At 70.6% G+C, this 16,614-nt stretch carries 18 protein-coding genes; 3 read left to right on the top strand and 15 right to left on the bottom strand.

What is annotated here, in order from left to right; translation table 11 throughout:
* Nucleotides 1-15: 15 nt before the first annotated feature.
* The 8 genes from AGRA3207_RS07830 to AGRA3207_RS07795 form a co-directional block, all read right to left on the bottom strand.
* The gene (locus AGRA3207_RS07830; protein WP_231333888.1) at nucleotides 16-984 is read right to left on the bottom strand and encodes a beta-ketoacyl-ACP synthase III; all 969 of its coding nucleotides are present in this window, start codon (nucleotides 982-984) and stop codon (nucleotides 16-18) included.
* A complete protein-coding gene (locus tag AGRA3207_RS07825) occupies nucleotides 981-1,898 on the bottom strand; it encodes an ACP S-malonyltransferase (protein WP_231333887.1) in 918 nt (305 codons plus the stop codon). The genes AGRA3207_RS07830 and AGRA3207_RS07825 overlap by 4 nt, the downstream gene beginning before the upstream one ends.
* A gap of 110 nt (nucleotides 1,899-2,008) precedes the next feature.
* A complete protein-coding gene (locus AGRA3207_RS07820; protein ID WP_231333886.1) occupies nucleotides 2,009-3,178 on the bottom strand; it encodes a PucR family transcriptional regulator in 1,170 nt (389 codons plus the stop codon).
* 64 nt (nucleotides 3,179-3,242) lie between these two features.
* Nucleotides 3,243-4,247: an alpha/beta hydrolase gene (locus AGRA3207_RS07815; RefSeq protein ID WP_231333885.1), complete on the bottom strand. Its 1,005-nt coding sequence runs from the start codon at nucleotides 4,245-4,247 to the stop codon at nucleotides 3,243-3,245.
* A 55-nt stretch (nucleotides 4,248-4,302) separates the two neighbouring features.
* Complete coding sequence (locus AGRA3207_RS07810) at nucleotides 4,303-5,427, bottom strand: acyltransferase family protein (RefSeq protein WP_231333884.1); 1,125 nt, start codon at nucleotides 5,425-5,427, stop codon at nucleotides 4,303-4,305.
* Complete coding sequence (locus AGRA3207_RS07805) at nucleotides 5,420-6,391, bottom strand: alpha/beta hydrolase (protein ID WP_231333883.1); 972 nt, start codon at nucleotides 6,389-6,391, stop codon at nucleotides 5,420-5,422. Before AGRA3207_RS07805 ends, AGRA3207_RS07810 begins: the two co-directional genes overlap by 8 nt.
* A 140-nt stretch (nucleotides 6,392-6,531) precedes the next feature.
* Nucleotides 6,532-7,161, bottom strand: coding sequence for a response regulator (locus AGRA3207_RS07800; protein WP_231336259.1), 630 nt, complete (start codon nucleotides 7,159-7,161; stop codon nucleotides 6,532-6,534).
* Nucleotides 7,162-7,193: 32 nt separating this feature from the next.
* Complete coding sequence (locus AGRA3207_RS07795) at nucleotides 7,194-8,480, bottom strand: sensor histidine kinase (protein WP_231333882.1); 1,287 nt, start codon at nucleotides 8,478-8,480, stop codon at nucleotides 7,194-7,196.
* 83 nt (nucleotides 8,481-8,563) lie between these two features.
* Here AGRA3207_RS07795 and AGRA3207_RS07790 point away from each other — a divergent pair, with 83 nt between their 5' ends.
* Complete coding sequence (locus tag AGRA3207_RS07790; protein WP_231333881.1) at nucleotides 8,564-9,586, top strand: PHP domain-containing protein; 1,023 nt, start codon at nucleotides 8,564-8,566, stop codon at nucleotides 9,584-9,586.
* Nucleotides 9,587-9,811: 225 nt separating this feature from the next.
* Nucleotides 9,812-10,519 carry a helix-turn-helix transcriptional regulator gene (locus AGRA3207_RS07785; RefSeq protein ID WP_231333880.1) on the top strand — a complete coding sequence of 236 codons (708 nt, stop codon included), beginning with the start codon at nucleotides 9,812-9,814 and terminating at the stop codon, nucleotides 10,517-10,519.
* 53 nt (nucleotides 10,520-10,572) lie between these two features.
* On the opposite strand, the gene AGRA3207_RS07780 is transcribed toward AGRA3207_RS07785, so the two are convergent.
* The 7 genes from AGRA3207_RS07780 to AGRA3207_RS07750 all read right to left on the bottom strand — a co-directional run bounded on the left by AGRA3207_RS07780 (nucleotide 10,573) and on the right by AGRA3207_RS07750 (nucleotide 15,430).
* Nucleotides 10,573-10,992 (bottom strand): hypothetical protein, encoded by a 420-nt coding sequence (locus AGRA3207_RS07780; RefSeq protein WP_231333879.1) that lies wholly within the window; start codon nucleotides 10,990-10,992, stop codon nucleotides 10,573-10,575.
* A complete protein-coding gene (locus tag AGRA3207_RS07775) occupies nucleotides 10,989-11,558 on the bottom strand; it encodes a glycine-rich domain-containing protein (RefSeq protein ID WP_231333878.1) in 570 nt (189 codons plus the stop codon). The genes AGRA3207_RS07780 and AGRA3207_RS07775 overlap by 4 nt, the downstream gene beginning before the upstream one ends.
* A gap of 57 nt (nucleotides 11,559-11,615) precedes the next feature.
* Entirely contained in the window at nucleotides 11,616-12,464 is an 849-nt protein-coding gene (locus AGRA3207_RS07770) for a helix-turn-helix domain-containing protein (protein WP_231333877.1), read from the bottom strand.
* A 9-nt stretch (nucleotides 12,465-12,473) separates the two neighbouring features.
* On the bottom strand, nucleotides 12,474-12,920 hold the full coding sequence (locus AGRA3207_RS07765; protein WP_231333876.1) for a DUF6879 family protein: 447 nt from the start codon (nucleotides 12,918-12,920) through the stop codon (nucleotides 12,474-12,476).
* Nucleotides 12,921-12,994: 74 nt separating this feature from the next.
* Nucleotides 12,995-13,363: a hypothetical protein gene (locus tag AGRA3207_RS07760; RefSeq protein ID WP_231333875.1), complete on the bottom strand. Its 369-nt coding sequence runs from the start codon at nucleotides 13,361-13,363 to the stop codon at nucleotides 12,995-12,997.
* A gap of 273 nt (nucleotides 13,364-13,636) precedes the next feature.
* Nucleotides 13,637-14,104: a serine hydrolase gene (locus tag AGRA3207_RS07755; RefSeq protein ID WP_273700015.1), complete on the bottom strand. Its 468-nt coding sequence runs from the start codon at nucleotides 14,102-14,104 to the stop codon at nucleotides 13,637-13,639.
* Nucleotides 14,105-14,263: 159 nt separating this feature from the next.
* A complete protein-coding gene (locus AGRA3207_RS07750) occupies nucleotides 14,264-15,430 on the bottom strand; it encodes a serine/threonine-protein kinase (protein WP_231333873.1) in 1,167 nt (388 codons plus the stop codon).
* Nucleotides 15,431-15,848: 418 nt separating this feature from the next.
* Between AGRA3207_RS07750 and AGRA3207_RS07745 the strand changes: the two genes are divergently transcribed.
* Nucleotides 15,849-16,529 (top strand): hypothetical protein, encoded by a 681-nt coding sequence (locus AGRA3207_RS07745; RefSeq protein ID WP_231333872.1) that lies wholly within the window; start codon nucleotides 15,849-15,851, stop codon nucleotides 16,527-16,529.
* The last annotated feature ends 85 nt before the right edge of the window (nucleotides 16,530-16,614 follow it).

Genomic DNA, 16,614 nt, shown 5'->3' with positions numbered 1-16,614 from the left:
ACAGGCCCGCGGGCCTTAAGGGATCTGGATGACTTGGGCGGCGTAGGACAGTCCGGCCCCGAAGCCGACCAGCAGCGCCGGGGCACCGGACGGCACCTCGCCGCGCTCGATCATGTGGGACAACGCCAGCGGGATGGACGCTCCCGAGGTGTTGCCCGAGTGGACGATGTCGTCGGCGACGACCGCGTTCGTGGCCTTCACCCGGCGGGCGATGGCCTCGATGATCCGCAGGTTCGCCTGGTGCGGGACGATCGCCGCGAGGTCCTCGGGCGCGATGCCCGCGCGCTCGCACGCCTCCCGCGCGATGGGCGCGATCGCGGTGGTCGCCCACCGGAAGACCGCCTGCCCCTCCTGCCGGATGAACGAGTGCCGGTCATCGATGATGATCTTGTCGAAGCCGTCGCCGGCGCTGCCCCACACCACCGGGCCGATGCCCGGCGCGTCGCTGCCCGTCACGACGGCCGCGCCCGCGCCGTCGGCGAAGATGATGCAGGTGGACCGGTCGGTCCAGTCGATCCACTGCGACATCTTCTCGGCCCCGATGACCAGCACGTTGCGGGCGCTGCCCGCCCGGACGGCGGCGCTGGCCGTCGCGAGGGCGTAGCAGAACCCGGCGCAGGCGGCGTTGATGTCGAACGCGCCCGGTGCTTCGATGCCGAGGCGGTGCGCGATGGCGGGCGCGTGGCCCGGCATCGGCGACTCCGCCGAGCAGGTCGCCAGGATGACCAGGTCGATGTCGGACGGGGCGAGCCCGCTGCCCGCGAGGGCCTTGCCGCCCGCGTGCACGCCCAGCTCGACGATCCCCTCGTCGTCCCCGGCGATGCGGCGCTCGGCGATGCCGACGCGGCTGCGGATCCACTCGTCGTTGGTGTCGACGGTCTCCGACAGCTCGTCGTTGGTCACGATCCGCGCGGGCTGGTAGTCGCCGAACGCGAGGATGCGGGCGCCGGCGACCGCCTCGGGGATGCGCAGCGGAACGCTCATGAGGTGTGCGCCCCGATCAGCTCGCGTGCCTTGTCCAGGTCGTCGGGTGTCTTCAGGGCGACCCGCTCGACGTCCTTGAGCGCGCGGCGGGCCAGGCCCGTCAGCGTCCCCGCGGGCGGCAGCTCGATGATCGCGGTGACGCCCTCGTCCCGCATGGTCCCCATGCACGCGTCCCACCGGACGGGCGCGCTGACCTGCTCCACGATCCGGGCGACGAAGTCGGCGCCGGAGCGGACGGCGGCGCCGTCGCGGTTCTGCAGGAGCCGCGTCCGCGGATCGGCGACCTCGACGCCCGGGACGAGCCGCCGCAGCGTGTCGACCGCGGGGGCCATGTGCTCGGTGTGGAACGCCCCGGCCACGGCCAGCGACCGCAGCCGCGCCCCGGCGGGCGGCTCCTCCGCGAACGCGGCGAGCTGCCCGGTCGTCCCGGCGGCCACGACCTGCCCGGCCCCGTTGACGTTCGCCGGGGTCAGCCCGTGCTTGTCGATCGCGGCGAGGACCTCGTCGGCATCTCCGCCGAGCACCGCGGTCATGCCCGTCTCGGTGACGGCGGCGGCCTCGGCCATCGCCCGTCCCCGCTCCCGGACCAGCACCAGCGCGGCCTCGGGGGACAGCACCCCGGCGATCGCGCCCGCCGCCAGCTCGCCGACACTGTGCCCCGCCACCATCTCCGGGAGCGCGTCACCGGGATAGAGCACCTCGAAGGCCGCCAGCGCGGCCGCGACCAGCAGCGGCTGGGCGACGGCCGTGTCGCGGATCTCCTCGGCGTCCGCGGTCGTCCCGTACCGGACCAGATCGAGCCCGGTGACGGCCGACCACCAGGCCAGGCGGTCGGCGACTCCGGGTATCTCTAGCCAAGGCTCCAGGAAGCCGGGGGTCTGCGCGCCCTGGCCGGGCGATGCGAGGAGGATCACAGCGTCCAGCTTGCCGGTTGGGGCCCCTTCTGCCGATGCGGAACAGCACGAACTTTGGTCACAACCCTTTGTACGACCCCTACAAGCTGGTTTCTCTTGAAAGCTGGTTCTTAGCGGCGTTCGAAGCGGCCTAGGACGAGGGCGATTCTCAGGGTGAAGGCGTTGCGGCCGTCTGTGGGGGCCAGGCCGGTCAGTTCGGTCACGCGCCGGAGGCGGTAGCGGACGGTGTTGGGGTGGACGAACAGGAGGCGGGCCGTGGCCTCTAGGGACGAGCCCTGTTCCAGGTAGGTGGTGAGGGTGTCCAGCAGGGGGGCGCCTGCGGCGAGCATGGGGTTGTAGACGCCGTCCACAAGATGGCGGCGGGCGTCGTCGTCGCCGTCGAGGGCCCGTTCGGGGAGGAGTTCCGTGGCGAGGACGGGGCGGGGCGCGTCGGGCCAGCCGGCGGCGGCGCGGAGTCCGGCCACGGCCGCCTGGGCGGAGCGGGTGGAGTCGTAGAGGTCGCCGACCTGGGGGCCGACGACGACGGGGCCGGGGCCGCACTTGGCGGCGATCGGGCGGGCGGCCTCCAGGGGGTCGGTCTCACCGCCGACGATGACGATGACGCGGCGCCCCTGGACACCGGCGAGCACGTCGGCGCGCGCGCGGCGGGCGGCCAGCTGCATCTGGTCGATGGTGACCTCGGGCTCCTCGTCCTCGGGGGTGAAGCCCGCGATGACGGTGACGGGCTTGGACGTCCAGCCGAGGGCGGCCGCCCAGGAGTGCATGCCGTCGTCGACCTCGCCGCGCAGGACCGCGTTCACCACGAGGGCCTCCAGGCGGGCGTCCCAGGCGGCGCGCGTCTCGGCCGCGCGGGCGTAGACCTGGGCGGCGCCGAACGCGACGTCGCGGGTGTAGCGGAGGATGGCCTCGCGGAGCTGCGCCTCGCCGCCGGGCGCGGCGAGCTCGTCCAGGCGGGTCTCCACCACGTCGATGATCACGCGGACCATGTCGATGGTGTGCTGCAGCTTGATGGAGCGCAGCAGCTCGCGGGGGGCGGTCCCGAACACCTCGCCGGCGATGGCGGGGCGCGTCCGCTCGCTGCTCTTGAACCACTCCACGAACGCGGCGATGCCGGCCTGGGCGACCAGGCCGATCCAGGAGCGCTGGTCGGCGGGCATGCGGCGGAACCAGGGCAGTTGCTCTTCCATGCTGCTGAGCGCCGCGGTGCCGAACGTGCCCATCGCCTTCTCCAGGCGCTGGGTCGTCTGCTCGCGGATCTCGGCCTCGTTCGCGGTGTCCACCCACCCAGAGTGCCATCACCTGGGGGATGGCCCGCCCCGAGCGGGTGTGGCCGGGAGCGGACGGTCAGCCGGGCGTGACCCCGCCGGTGTCGCCGAGGCCGATGCGGGTGAGGTTGCGGAGCGAGGCGGAGCCGGGGCGCAGGTAGTCGCTGTGGCCTCCGGAGCCCGCGTCGAAGACCCGGGCGCCGAAGTCGCGGGAGACGGGGTCGGGCCCGAGGCCGAGGCCGAAGATCCGGACGTGGGGGACGTCCTCCATCCAGTCGGAGGCGCCCCGCCCGGCCCAGACGCGTGCCGTGCCGCCGAGCCCGGACGCCGACCAGGCGGTCGTGCCGGGGCTGCCGAACAGGGCGATGTCGGTCACGTTCCGCCAGGCCGGACCCGAGCCCGCCAAGGCCGTCCGTCCGCAGACGACCGAGCCGTAGCTGTGGCAGAGCAGACTCACGTGCGCAGTGGGGTTCGCCCGGCGGAGACCCGTCAGGAACTGGCGGAGCCGCACGGCGCCTTGGGCGGCCCTCTCGTCGGTGAGGACGTCGCTGCTGAACGTCTTGGGCGAGGCGTAGCCGAGCCAGGCCACCACGGCGAGGTCCGTGGGCGAGGACATCGAGGCGGCCTGCGCATAGACGGCCCGGGCGCCACCGCCCGGCGTGGACCACGGCTTGTCGGACCTCTCGTCGAACGCCGTCAGGGTCGTGTCCGCCCCCGGGACCAGGACGGCCACCCGGCGCGCGTGCGCGAGGTCGCCGACGACCTCGACGGCCTGCCCGCGCCCGCGCGGGTCGAAGTCGAGGAATCGCCTGCCGGGTCTCAGGAACGCGCCGAGCGCGCGCTGCCGGGCCTCGTCGCCGATCGCCTGCGCCGTGCCCAGCGCCTCCTCGATCGAGCGGCGCTCGGCGGCGTACCGGGCGTCCAGGGTGGACGGCGCCATCGCCGGGACGGGGACGGGCGCGGCGTACGGGTCCGCGTGCCCGGTGCCGGCGGTGGTCAGCATGAGCCCGGAGATGGTCGCGGCGCAGGCCAGGGCACGTTTGAGGCGTCGAGAGCGGGGCGAGGTCGTCGTGCGTGGCGGCATCGTCCGTCTTTCTACCATCCGAGATCGTCCGGCGGGTGCCGGGGGCCTCCCGGGCTCAGGGGGTCGCTTGTGAGATGTCCCGGGCGGGGACGGAGTTCGCCCCCGTCCGTGCCCGGGGGCGTTCGAACCCGCGGGTGAGGGCTCCGATCCCGGTCAGCGCGGCTCCGAAGGCGATCAGCCAGGACAGCCGCCACAGGATCCATTCCGGCTGGTCCGGCGGGGTGTGCAGCCCGGGCAGGCTGCCCGCGGCGAGGAACACCCCGGTCGTGACCGCCAGCAGCGCGGTCTGGTGCCAGAGGAAGACCGTCATGGCGGAGCGGTTGGCCGCGGAGACGGTCCGCCACACCCGGGCGTGGCGGGTCCAGGTCGTGAGGGGGCCGTGCAGCCGCAGCGCGAGGCCCGACTGGGCGAGGCCGAACGCGACCGCCGCGAGCGTGGGCGGGCTCAGGTTGGAGACCTCCGCGCCCGGCACGCCGACCATGCTCGCGGGATATCCGGCGAAGGCGACGAGCAGTGCCGTCGCCGCTGCGCCGCCCAAGAAGAGGACAAGTGCGGTTCGGCGGTCCCGGAGGCCCCCGCGGGCCCAGCCGATCCCGAGGTAGAACGGGACGAGCCAGCCGGTCAGGACGGTCGCCCAGCCGATCCAGCCCGGCGCGCCGAGCGCGAACCGTCCCGCGTCGATCGCGGCGGTCGCGCCGACCAGGAGGACGGCCCCCCGCAGGCCGAGCCGGTTCCAGACGCTCACGAGGACGGGGGCGAGCGCGGTCAGCGCGACGTATACGCAGAGGAACCACAGCGGGCTCAGCACGAGCCCGGCGATCGAGTACAGGCCGTGCGGGGAGAAGCCCGCGAGGCGGAGGAGGACGAGGGCGGGCACCCACGCCAGCAGCAGGACGGGCAGGGGCCGCGCCAGCCGTCCGAGCCGCCGTCTCAGCCGGGCGCCGTGCGGCTCGTCCGGGCGCAGTCCCTTCGCCGCGGAGTAACCACCGACCAGGAAGAACACCGACAGTGTCTGCAGCACCCACGAGATCGGCGCCAGCGCGGGCATCGCGGCGAGCGGGCTGGTGACGCGCAGGTCGTCCGCGCCGCCGGGCAGGACGAACGCCGTCACCAGCCAGTGGCCGAGGACGACCCCGAGGATCGCGAAGGCCCGCAGCGCGTCCACCGCCCGGTCACGCACGGGTGACCTCCCGGTCGCGGCCAAGGGCGATCAGGGCCAGGTTGCGGAGGGCGACGGAGCCGGGCCGCAGGTAGCCGCTGTGGGGGCCGGTCCCGGCGTCGAAGCGCAGGGCGCCGAACGTCCTGGACACCGGGTCCGCGCCGAAGCCGAGCCCGAGGAGGCGGACGTTCGGGATGTACCGCGTCCAGTCACCGCGTGCCCGCCCGGCCCAGATGTGCGCGGTGATCCCGAGGCCGGACGCGTCGCGCTTGGTGGTGCCGGGGCTGCCGAAGAGGGCGATCTCGTCCACCGGCAAGGGCGCGAGGCGGTGGGCGGCCTTGGCGCACACCACCGACCCGTAACTGTGGCAGAGCAGAGCGAACCGGGCGTGCCCGTTCACCTTGTGCACGCCCGTGACGAGCCGGTCGAGGCTCCGCGCGCCGGAGGTCGCGGCCGCCGAGGTGAGGACGCCGGCGCTCGTGATCGACGGCGCGTCGTAGCCGAGCCAGGCGATCACCGCGAGCCGTGTGCCCGGAGCCCGCACCCGCACGTCCTGCTCCCGCGCGGCCTGCCCGTACAGGGCCCGGCTGCCGCCGCCGACGAACTTGCCGGAGTCGTAGGTGGAGAGGGTGGTGTCCGCGCCGGGCACGACCACCGCGACCCGGTCGGCGTGCGCGAGGTCGCCGATCACCTCGACGGCCCGGCCGTTGCCGCGGGCGTCGAACGACAGGAAGCGGCGCCCTGGGGCGAGGAAGGCCGACAGCGTCCGGGTGCGGTCACCGTCGCGCAGCCGTTCCGCGGTGGCGCGCGCGCGGACGATCTCCTGGCCCGCAGCCTGGTAGCGGGCATCGAGGGTGGCCGCGGACAGTTCCGGAACCGCCGCGGGGGCCGCGTACGGCTCGGAATGTCCCGCGGCCGCGCTCGTCGAACCGGCCGCCATGAGCACGGCGGAACCGGCGAGGGCCACGCGGAGGCGGCTGCGCATCGGGCGTCCTTCCTGGTCAGCGATGTGAGCACTGACCAGCAAGGTAGAAATCGGACGCCGTAGCGCAGATCAACCGGCGGTGCGGTCTTCTCCCGTACGCCCCGGGTACTACGAACCCGCCCCCAGGTGGCGGGCAGGCGTCAGTCGCCGGGACGCACGAGCCCCACCTCGTAGGCGTAGACGATCGCCTGCGGGCGGTCCCGCAGCCCGAGCTTCATCAGGATCCGCCCGAAATGCGTCTTGACGGTCTGCTCGGCGACCACGAGCCGCCCCGCGATCTCGCCGTTGGACAGGCCGCGCGCCACGAGCGCGAGCACCTCGGTCTCCCGTTCGGTCAGCTCGTCCAGCCGCTTGCGGGACGGCGCGCGCGGCGCGCCCATCCGGGAGAACTCGGCGATCAGGCGCCGCGTGATCGAGGGCGACAGCAGCGCGTCGCCGGCGGCCACGACCCGGACCGCGTCGGCCAGCTCGGTCGCGGAGGCGTCCTTCAGCAGGAACCCGCTGGCGCCCGCGCGCAGCGCCTCGTACACGTAGTCGTCCAGGTCGAACGTGGTCAGCATGAGGACCCTCGGCGCACCGTCCGCCGCGTCCGCGAGGAGGCGGCGGGTGGCCTCCAGGCCGTCCATGACCGGCATCCGCACGTCCATCAGCACCACGTCCGGGCGCAGCTCGGCGATGCGCCGCAGGCCCTCCTCGCCGTTGACGGCCTCGCCGACCACCTCGATGTCGGGCTGGGCGTTCAGCAGGACGCCGAACCCCGTCCGCACCATGCCCTGGTCGTCAACGATCACGACGCGCACGGTCACGACGCGTCCCGCGCCTTCACCGGCAGGGTGGCGGTCACGGCGAATCCCCCCTCTGACGTGGGCCGGGCGACCAGCTCACCGCCCAGCGCGGCGGCGCGCTCGCGCATCCCGACCAGCCCGTGACCGCCTGGCGGGGACGGCGTCGGGGCGTGGCCCTCACCGGGCGGGCCGTTGACGACGCCGAGCCACACTAGTGCGTCCTCGCGGACCACCTCGACGTCCACCCGCGACCCCGGCGCGTGCCGCATCGCGTTGCTCAGTGCCTCCTGCAGGATCCGGAACGCGCTGAGGCCGACCCCCTGCGGGAGCCCGGCGAGGTCGCCCTCCAGCCGGGTCGAGACGTGCAGCCCGGCGCCGCGCGCGTTCCCGACCAGCTCCTCCAGCCGGTCCAGGCCAGGCTGCGGGGCCGTCTCCGCGCCGTCCTCCGACCGCAGGACGCCGAGGATCCGCCGCATCTCGGTCAGCGCGTCCAGCGCGGTCGCGCGGATCTCGGCGAGGTCCCGGCGCGTCTCGTCCGGCACCGAGCCGACCTTGTAGGGCGCCGCCTCCGCCTGGATCGCGATCATCGACATGTGGTGCGCGACGACGTCGTGCAGCTCCCGCGCGATCCGCTGCCGCTCGGTCAGCACCGCCTCGGCGTCCAGGTGCCGCCGCTCCTGCTCGGCCAGCTCGCGCCGCGACGTCTGCCGCACGCGGACGGCGTAGCCGGCGACCAGGGGAAGCAGGAGCAGCACCGACGCGCCCGGCCCGGTCTCGGCGTCCTTGATCCACACACCGGCGAACGACAGGATCCCGACGCCGAGCGTGGTGTCCCGCGGGCAGCGCACCGCCACGGTGTACAGGCACACGATCGCGACGAACACGCCCGCGGGCACGTACGGGACGGTCAGCCAGCCGTCCACGTCGAACAGTAGCGTCGCCGCGAAACCCAGCCGCCACGCGCCGAGCGGGTGCCGGTCCCGCAGCGCCAGCGGCGCGACCACCGCGACCGCGATCATCAGCTCGGTGCCGCCGGACACGTCGATGCCCCGCCGCGACGTCTCGGTGTTCAGCAGCGACACCGTCCCGGCGATCAGTCCGACCGTCAGCGCGAGCCCGAACAGGTTGACCACCACGCCGTACGGCAGGCGCCCGACCCCGATGTACCGCGTCCAGCGCAGGAGGAAGGGCCAGGGCCGCCGCAGCGGCGCCGGGTCGGCCCGTCCGGTCACGGCGGCGGCAAGGACCACGTCCCGCAGCAGGGTCCGCAGCGGGTTCCGCTCCCCGCCGTTCTCGCCGGTCATGGGCCCAGGCTAGAGAAGCCCCAGGCACGTCCGGATGACCCTCTGGTGCGACACGTCCGTAATACCTGGGTACGGTCGTTCGCGTGGAACCCGTCGAAGCCCTGCGCCGGATCGCGTTCCTCCTGGAGCGCGCCCACGAGCCGACTTATCGCGTGCGCGCCTTCCGCGCCGCCGCCGACCTCGCCGAGCGCATGCCTTCCGAGGAACTCGCCACACGTGCCCGGGAGGGCACACTGACCGCGCTCCCCGGTATCGGCAAGGTCACCGCCCTGGTGATCGACGAGGCCCTGCGCGGAGAGACGCCCGTCTACCTGCGCCGCCTTGAGGCCACCGAGGGCGAGCCTGTGGACGAGGCGGCCGCGGCCCTCCGCGCGGCGCTGCGCGGCGACCTGCACACCCACAGCGACTGGTCGGACGGCGGCTCCCCGATCCGGGAGATGGCCGAGACCGCCCGCTCGCTGGGCCACGCGTACATCGCGCTCACCGACCATTCCCCGCGCCTGAAAGTCGCCAACGGGCTGTCGGCCGACCGGCTCCGCCGCCAGCTGGACGCCGTCGCCGAACTCAACGAGGAACTCGCGCCCTTCCGCATCCTCACGGGCATCGAGGTCGACATCCTGGAGGACGGCGCCCTCGACCAGGACACCGGCCTCCTGGACCGGCTCGACATCGTCGTCGCCAGCGTCCACTCCAAGCTGCGCATGGACCGGGTCGCGATGACCAAGCGCATGGTCGCGGCCATCGCGGACCCGCGCGTGAACGTCCTCGGCCACTGCACCGGACGCATCGTCAAGGCGGGCGGCAAGCGCGGCGGCCTGCGCCCCGAGTCCGAGTTCGACGCCCCGCTCGTCTTCGACGCCTGCGCCGCCTACGACGTCGCCGTGGAGATCAACTCCCGTCCCGAGCGCCTCGACCCGCCCAAGCGCCTCCTCCGCCTCGCCGTCGAGGCGGGCTGCCGCTTCGCCATCGACTCCGACGCCCACGCCCCCGGCCAGCTCGACTGGCAACCCCACGGCTGCGAACGCGCCGCCCGCTGCGGCGTCCCCGCCGCCCAGATCGTCAACACCCTGGAAGCCGACGATCTCCTGGCCTGGGCCCGCGGCTGACCCGACGCCCGAGGCCACAGATATCTCCCTCCCGAGGTAGGGACCCCGGCCAGCCGCCCGCCTGCCATACCGCCCCCGCCCGACGTGGCCCGGTCGGCGCCCCTAAGCCCCACCGGCCCGCCGATGCGAACGTCAGACACCGCAGGAGGTGGACGCGCCAGGGGTCGGCTTCGTCCACACGCCCTCCGGCCGCGGAATGTCGGAGGCGGCGCGTACGGTCGCCGCGTGAACCGCACCGACCGTTTGTACGCCTTGGTGGAGGAACTGCGGGCCTGCGCGCCGCGCCGGGTCAGCGCCCGGGAGCTGGCCGCGCGGTTCGAGGTGAGCGCCCGCACCATCGAGCGCGACATCTGCGCGCTCCAGCAGGCCGGCGTGCCGATCTACGCGGACGTGGGCCGGAGCGGCGGCTACACCCTCGACAAGAGCCGCACCCTGCCGCCGCTCAACTTCACCCCCGCCGAGGCCGTCGCCGTCGCGATCACCCTGGCCCGCGCGGGCGGCTCGCCGTTCTCCCGCTCCGCCCGCACCGCCCTCCAGAAGATCGTCACCGCGATGTCGGCGGGCGACGGCGCCTCCGCGCGCGAGCTGGCCGACCGCATCCGCTTCCTGGCCCCGGTCGACCGCGACGACCCCGCGTCCGTGCCCGCCGTGCTGGAGCAGGCGATCACGACCCGCCGGGTGGTCCGCCTCACCTACGTCGACCGCCACGACACCGAGACCGAACGCGACGTCGAGCCCGTCACCTTCACCGCGTCCTCCCACGGCTGGTACCTGACCGCCTGGTGCCGCATGCGCGGCGGCAAACGCGTGTTCCGCACCGACCGCGTCCGCCGCGCCGTCCTGCTGGAGGAGACGGCCCCCGAACACTCCGCCGACTTCCTGCACGACGACACCCCCGTCGACTACGAAGTCCGCCCCCTCGAATTCGTCTGACACCGGCCTCCGGCCCCCGGCGTGCCGCCCCGTCCTCCGGGCGGACCGCTGGATCAGTGGCATGTCTGATCGGTGCCGACGACGGACAGGAGAACGATCGTGCCTCCGGCGAGCCACTGGCTGTAGGTGGGCCAGGACGCCGACTCGATGGCAGCCAGCGCCGCAGCCGCGCGGTCCTCGCCGTCCACCCAGGCGGGTACCGGATACAGCGCGTTCTCACACACCCGACCCCACTCGGCGACCAGCCAGTCGCGGGCGTCCCCGGCCGAGGTGCGGACGGCCGCGATGAGCCGGGGCGACTTGTTCAGCCAGTCGTTCGTCCGCTGGGGTGGCCGATCCGGGCTGTTCACATCGAGGGTGTCGGTCCGGCCAAGCCGATCCCACTCCTGCCCGCTGCCTGACCACTTGTAGCAGTGGTAGTGCGTCGGGGTTCGGACCGAGCCGGGGGCACCGTCGGGACGACGCTCGTTCACCAGGTGCTTTCCGGCGAAGCGCATTCGGGTGGACAACAGGGGCTTCGCTCACCGTGCCAGAACTCCAGATCCACCATGTAGCCGGTCTTCTGAAGTTCCGGGATCGTCGCCTCAAGCGCGTCACCCGAAAGAACCGCCTCGTCCTGGAACGGCACGTGATGGAGAAAGGCACCGGCGTGCTCGGCACAGAAATCTGCGTAGGGCTGCGAACGGAGCATGAACGCATGCCAGGCCGGATCCACGGGCACGGTAGGCACGATCCTCACCCAGGGACGGCCTGCCGCGCGCGCCCGGGCGATGTTGGCCTGCGCCTTCAGGAACACCAGCGCCTGACCCAGCATCCGCTCTGCGTAGCCGCGGGTGACGTGGTGACCTCGGCGGAGGTCTTCGACCAGGAGATCGAAGGTCTCCCGAGAGAGAAGCTCCGCGGGGTCCCTGGCCTCGGCGGGGAAGGTGGTACGAGCGGCTGCCAGGTGATCCGGGCGGGCTGTGATCAGCCGCGCCTGCGAACGATGCATGTGATCCGTGGACGGAACGTCGCTCAGTTGGGGCCTGTGGGAGCTCATACGCAGGACGCTAGGACTGCGCGCCGTGTCCGGTCCACAATGTTGAATGAAGTTGAATTAATCGGGATCGCTGGCCAGCTCCTCCATGGCTCCCGTGATCAGGCGCCTGGCCTGTCGGCCGTAAATGGCGGAGGCCGCCAGCCGTTCGAAGGCTCGCGCATAGGTCGCCACCTCTTGGGGCTGGGTCAGTTTGATCTCCGCGGAGATCGTTTCGAACAGTACCTCCCGGTCGTCCAGGATCCAGAAGCCGTGCAGCGGGAAGAACTTGTGCTCGGCGCGCGTGGGGATGATCCCAAGATGCATACGTGGCAGTGACGACAGGGTCAGTAGCCGGTCCAACTGCCCGCGGACGACGTCGGCGCTCACGATGCCCAGGGTCAAGGCGCTCTGCGAGATGACCATGTGAAACCTACGATCACCCCGGTAAAGGATCTGCTGTCTCTCCATGCGGGCCTGAACTCCGGCCTCGACGTCGTCGGGCAGCCGGTGGAAGTCCACGGTCATCGCAAGCATGGCCTCCGCATAGTCGGGGGTCTGCAAGAGACCAGGGATCATGAGGGGTTCGAAGACACGGAACAGTGTGGTCTCGGCTTCGAAACGCACGCTGACGCTCTGCCGGCGCCTGGTACCCGATCTCAGCTGCCTTCGCCACTCCACGAACATCGTGTCGATAGAGCGCACCGTTGCGACGAGGTCATTGATTTCTTCTTCGGCTCCGCATGCCCGGCACCATCCGCGTACATGTTGCTCGGATATGTTGATGGCCCCGTGCTCGATTTTCGAAACGAGCGAGTAGTGCCATCCGTTCCTGGCGGCGAGGACCCTTCCGGTCAGCTCCGCGTCCTTGCGTATGTCTCTCAGGCGGGCTCCCAGCGCTTCGCGGGCCTGCCGGGCAGGGGTGGACACACGAAGAGGTTACCGACCCGCGTAATCGCTGTACGGGATGCCGCGGGGCCAGGCTCTGTCGCGCACCGACCGGTAGTGGGCGGTCAGCCGGGGGTCGGGTTCGACCGCGAATCCGGCGGAGCCGCCGTCGGGTTCGAACAGGCTGAGGATCAGGCCGTCCTCGTCCACCAGCCAGCAGTCCTCATCAGGAAGCAGGATATCCTCGGCATGCTGGCGAGGAAGATACCTGACATCCTCGCCGGCGGCGACGTTGAGCCGCGTCACTTCGATGCTCCATCGAGTGTATTCCGTGTGCGGTTCGCTCACGACCCGCAGGCGCTGCACCTGTACTCCACTTCTGGCGATTCCGCGAATGAAGTCCAGCCAGCCTTCGAGCCAGGCGAAATCGTCCCGTTCTCCTTCGCGCCAGCGTGCGAGCGGAACGCGCTCGGACTCCACGTTGTAGGTGTCACGCAACTCTAGATGCCAGGCCCGCCTAGCGTTCCGCAACGTCTCCTGGAACTGGTGATAATCGATACGTCGCATGCTGCTCAACCCAGAAGCGCCATAAGCTTTCGGGGGACCTCTATGCATGTCTCGTGCTCAGGGATGTCCATCTGAGACAGAGCGGACCTGTCGCTGACACGGAGGCCCTTGATGATGTAGTTGCCGATCTCGTTCACTTCGATCATGGAAGGCACCGTGTTCGTGACCTCGCCGCGCAGACCATCTTTCGCCAAGTGTGACATGAGCCTCTTGGGAACCTCCACAAGGGTTTCGTCGTCCGACAAGCTCATGCGGGCGACGATCTCGGTATCGTTGACGATCCAGCCTTGGACGACGTAGGAATCACGATCGGTTGCGTACAGCGTCGGGCTCTGGCCGCTGGTCGTCTCCTTGCCGAGGAATACTAAAACCATGCTCATCTCTCCCTGAGTCGAGGTTGAAAAAAGTTGCCACTGACTTGTGATGCTGAACCGGCTTCGCCGTTCCGTCAAGGCCCACCTCCCCGCAGGCGAAGGCCCGCGTCCGCGTGCGGCATGCAACACGAGGGCTGGCCCGGTGCGGACTACCGCCCGCAGAGGGCGTTCTGGACGGTCTTCCGACCGTTTCCCGTGGCTTCGGGTCGTCGACCTGCGTGGACACGCTGATCGCGACGCTCCTGCGCGCATCCGCAGTGACGCCTTCGCGGGTCACGTAGCCCAGCGTGTCGAAGTCGATGACGTCTCTGCGTGCTCAGTCCGCCGTGAACTGGTTGAAGCCCCGCGCGTGCGGCCGCGGGTACTCGCGGCCCTGGGCGAAGGGGTGTGCGCCAGGCCGAGCGACCACACGATCCGCCGCTTGGCCTCCTGCTCCCACGGATGCGCCGCCACCCGCGTGATGATCATTCCTGCGAGCGCGTACCCGGTGTTGGAGTACTTCCATTTCGGGTTGCCGTCCGCGCTGATGTCGCCCGCTGGGAAGTCCGGACGGTGCCGCATGGCGATCTCGACCAGCTGCTCGGGCGCGTGATGGTAGTACCGGTGCTTCTCGAATTCCCCTTCTGCGAAGATATCGAGGTCGTCGACGTAGTCGTAGAGTCCGCTCGTGTGCTGGAGCAACTGACGCACCGCAATCATCGTGCGTAATGGCCGTTGGTATTGCTTCCACCTCGGATACACGACCGGTAGGGAATGGGTCGCCCCGTCCGCATGTCCACGACTCTGCCCCGCGCCTTGTGGGATCCTCCCGGCGCGCTGACCTCCGGTGCATCCGGGGTAGACAATCCCCTACCCCAAACACCCCTGCGGACCCGCGCTCATCACGGCAACGCTGAAGTACTAGCCGCGAAGATCACCGGCTGAGAGTTTTGCGAGGACCTTGAAAGTGATCACCAGGCCGACGGGTATTGTTGCTATACCCGCGAATCCCATCGAAATGCTTCCGGATAGCCTAACCAGGAGATTTGCCAGTAGCGCTGGTAGCGTGATCGAGAGCAGTGTGAGAACGATGCCGACTGTGACGAGGACCAGAGGGTGTGATCCGGGCCTTATCCTGTGGAGCCGCTGAACGCGGGTGATGGGCCCGCTGTCCTCGCGAGCCCCTACGCCCCGATGGTTGGAGACGATGACCTGGCGGCGTGGTGACTCCGGCGGCTCTCTCAGAAGAGCGCTGCTCGATGCCTCGTAGCGGGTGACCATGGTCTTCACTGGGGCGGGAAGCCAGTCGGCCCCGGCCTCCAGGTCGGCGAGACCGAGGATCAGATCACTCGGCTCAGGTCGCCGTGAGGGCTCCTTCTCGAGACATGCTTCGATCAGGTGGCGCAGTGAAGGGGGTAGAGCGTGCAACTCGGGAAGCTCATTGACCACCCGGTAAAGGAATGCCTGAGCAAACCGTGTCTCGCCGAACGGGTGCACTCCGGCGGCATGACAGAGCACCATCCCCAAGGCGAAGACGTCAACTTTGTGGGTGATCGGTCCGCCTCGGATCTGCTCGGGGGCCATGAAGGCAGGCGTGCCGACCGTTCCGCCGGTCTGGGTCAGAGTGGTGACGCCGGCGGCGCGCGCAATACCGAAGTCGATGAGGCGCGGTCCGTCGTCGGCCAGGATGATGTTCGCTGGCTTGAGATCCCGGTGGACCACTCCGGCCAGGTGTATCGACTGGATCGCCTCTGCGAGACCGCTTCCGAGAATCCGCAGCGTGTGTTCCGGAAGGGCGCCTTGATCGGCGATTACGGTATCGAGGGCGGGGCCAGGGACGTAAGCCGTGACCAGCCAGGGAGGATCTCCCTGCGGATCGGCCTCCACGACTGGTGCGGTGAAGATCCCGCTCACCTTGCGGGCGGTCTCGATCTCCTGCGTGAAGCGACGACGGAATGTGCTGTCAGTGGCTAAATCTGCTTTGATGACCTTGACGGCGACCGCTCGCCCGCCCGGTGAGCGTCCGAAGAAGACCTTGCCCATTCCCCCCTCTCCGAGTCGGCCGAGCAGACGGTACTTTCCGACCATCCGGGGATCCCCAGGAGCGAGCGGCTCCACATGCCCTCCAGTTCCGCGCCCATTCCGGGAGCGCTCGTCCACCAGGGTTGTCCCTGAGTCTCTCGCGGCGAGATGAAAATATCAGCACATAGAGTCGTTGTGGGCGGTTCGTCCCGATGTTGAGACTCCGTGTCGCTCGCGACATTTTGGATCATGGTCGTTCTTCGGCCCGTCACTGTTCGGAGGGCGTAACGCACGAGATGGTGCCGGCGACCTGGCCGGGGTTCGTGACCGCGAAAGGATGGGGGCCCGCCGACGGCTCAATGATCTTTGCGCTCGTGAGCAATTTGTGTATCGGGTCGGCCAGGTGGTCCAGATTGGTACGGTACGCCCCGCGGACGATGGGGTGGGTGCTTTGGGGGCGGTGGGGGCTGCTACGTTCGCGGGCATGCCGAGCAGTTACCTGACGTGGGAAGACGCCGTCGGGCTCTTCGAAGAGCGCGGAGTGCCCGAGAGCACCTACCGGAATCTGTACGAGGAGGAGTACATCCTCGTCCCCGGTGCGGCTGTGGTGACGGGAGAACTTCCCTTGGACGACCACGAGCGGACTCCCTGGGGCGACGACACCCCCGATCAGGCCACCGGGTATGTCGTGGACGGTGACCTGACCATCGACGGCAACCTCGTCGACATCGACGACGGAGCCTCCGCGCTGATCGTGCTTGGGAATCTGCGTGCCAAGGACATCTACCTGGAGGGCGATGCCAAGCTGATCGTGATGGGTGACGTCACGGCGGACACCTTCGTGGGCGACATGACGGAGAAGCTGGTGATGGTCCACGGCGATCTGCGCGCCACCGTGGCCATCTTCTGGAACGAGTTCTGCCCCGACCTGGTGACCGGCGTACTCCACGGCAGGACTCTTGCCCCCGCCTACCTCGACTTGTCCACCGCGCCCATCGGCGGCCTCCACGATCCCGAGCCTGGCGTCCCACTCGGCGCGCTGCTGGCTCCCGAGCTCCTCCTCACCGACACACCCGGCGACAACGACTTCACCGAGATCGGCGTCCGCGGCGCCGCCCTCCGCGAACGCGTCATCAACGGCCTTCCCCTCACCAAATCTTCCTGACCGCCCCTCCAGCCGGACCGTGTCCGCGCCGCGGTATCGCTCCGAATGCACTCGCGCCGGTGACCCATGGCGCTGCAAGCCGAGG

The organism is Actinomadura graeca, from assembly GCF_019175365.1.
Lineage (GTDB): Bacteria > Actinomycetota > Actinomycetes > Streptosporangiales > Streptosporangiaceae > Spirillospora > Spirillospora graeca.
This window is presented reverse-complemented; position numbering and strand designations above follow the sequence as displayed.

What these genes read in the sequence shown, in the direction of transcription:
- AGRA3207_RS07750 (WP_231333873.1), bottom strand. Translation starts at nt 15,430, where the DNA reads ATGGTCGGAAAGTACCGTCTGCTCGGCCGACTCGGAGAGGGGGGAATG.
- AGRA3207_RS07815 (WP_231333885.1), bottom strand. Translation starts at nt 4,247, where the DNA reads ATGCCGCCACGCACGACGACCTCGCCCCGCTCTCGACGCCTCAAACGT.
- AGRA3207_RS07775 (WP_231333878.1), bottom strand. Translation starts at nt 11,558, where the DNA reads ATGAGCTCCCACAGGCCCCAACTGAGCGACGTTCCGTCCACGGATCAC.
- AGRA3207_RS07745 (WP_231333872.1), top strand. Translation starts at nt 15,849, where the DNA reads ATGCCGAGCAGTTACCTGACGTGGGAAGACGCCGTCGGGCTCTTCGAA.
- AGRA3207_RS07830 (WP_231333888.1), bottom strand. Translation starts at nt 984, where the DNA reads ATGAGCGTTCCGCTGCGCATCCCCGAGGCGGTCGCCGGCGCCCGCATC.
- AGRA3207_RS07795 (WP_231333882.1), bottom strand. Translation starts at nt 8,480, where the DNA reads ATGACCGGCGAGAACGGCGGGGAGCGGAACCCGCTGCGGACCCTGCTG.
- AGRA3207_RS07805 (WP_231333883.1), bottom strand. Translation starts at nt 6,391, where the DNA reads ATGCGCAGCCGCCTCCGCGTGGCCCTCGCCGGTTCCGCCGTGCTCATG.
- AGRA3207_RS07760 (WP_231333875.1), bottom strand. Translation starts at nt 13,363, where the DNA reads ATGGTTTTAGTATTCCTCGGCAAGGAGACGACCAGCGGCCAGAGCCCG.
- AGRA3207_RS07800 (WP_231336259.1), bottom strand. Translation starts at nt 7,161, where the DNA reads ATGGTGCGGACGGGGTTCGGCGTCCTGCTGAACGCCCAGCCCGACATC.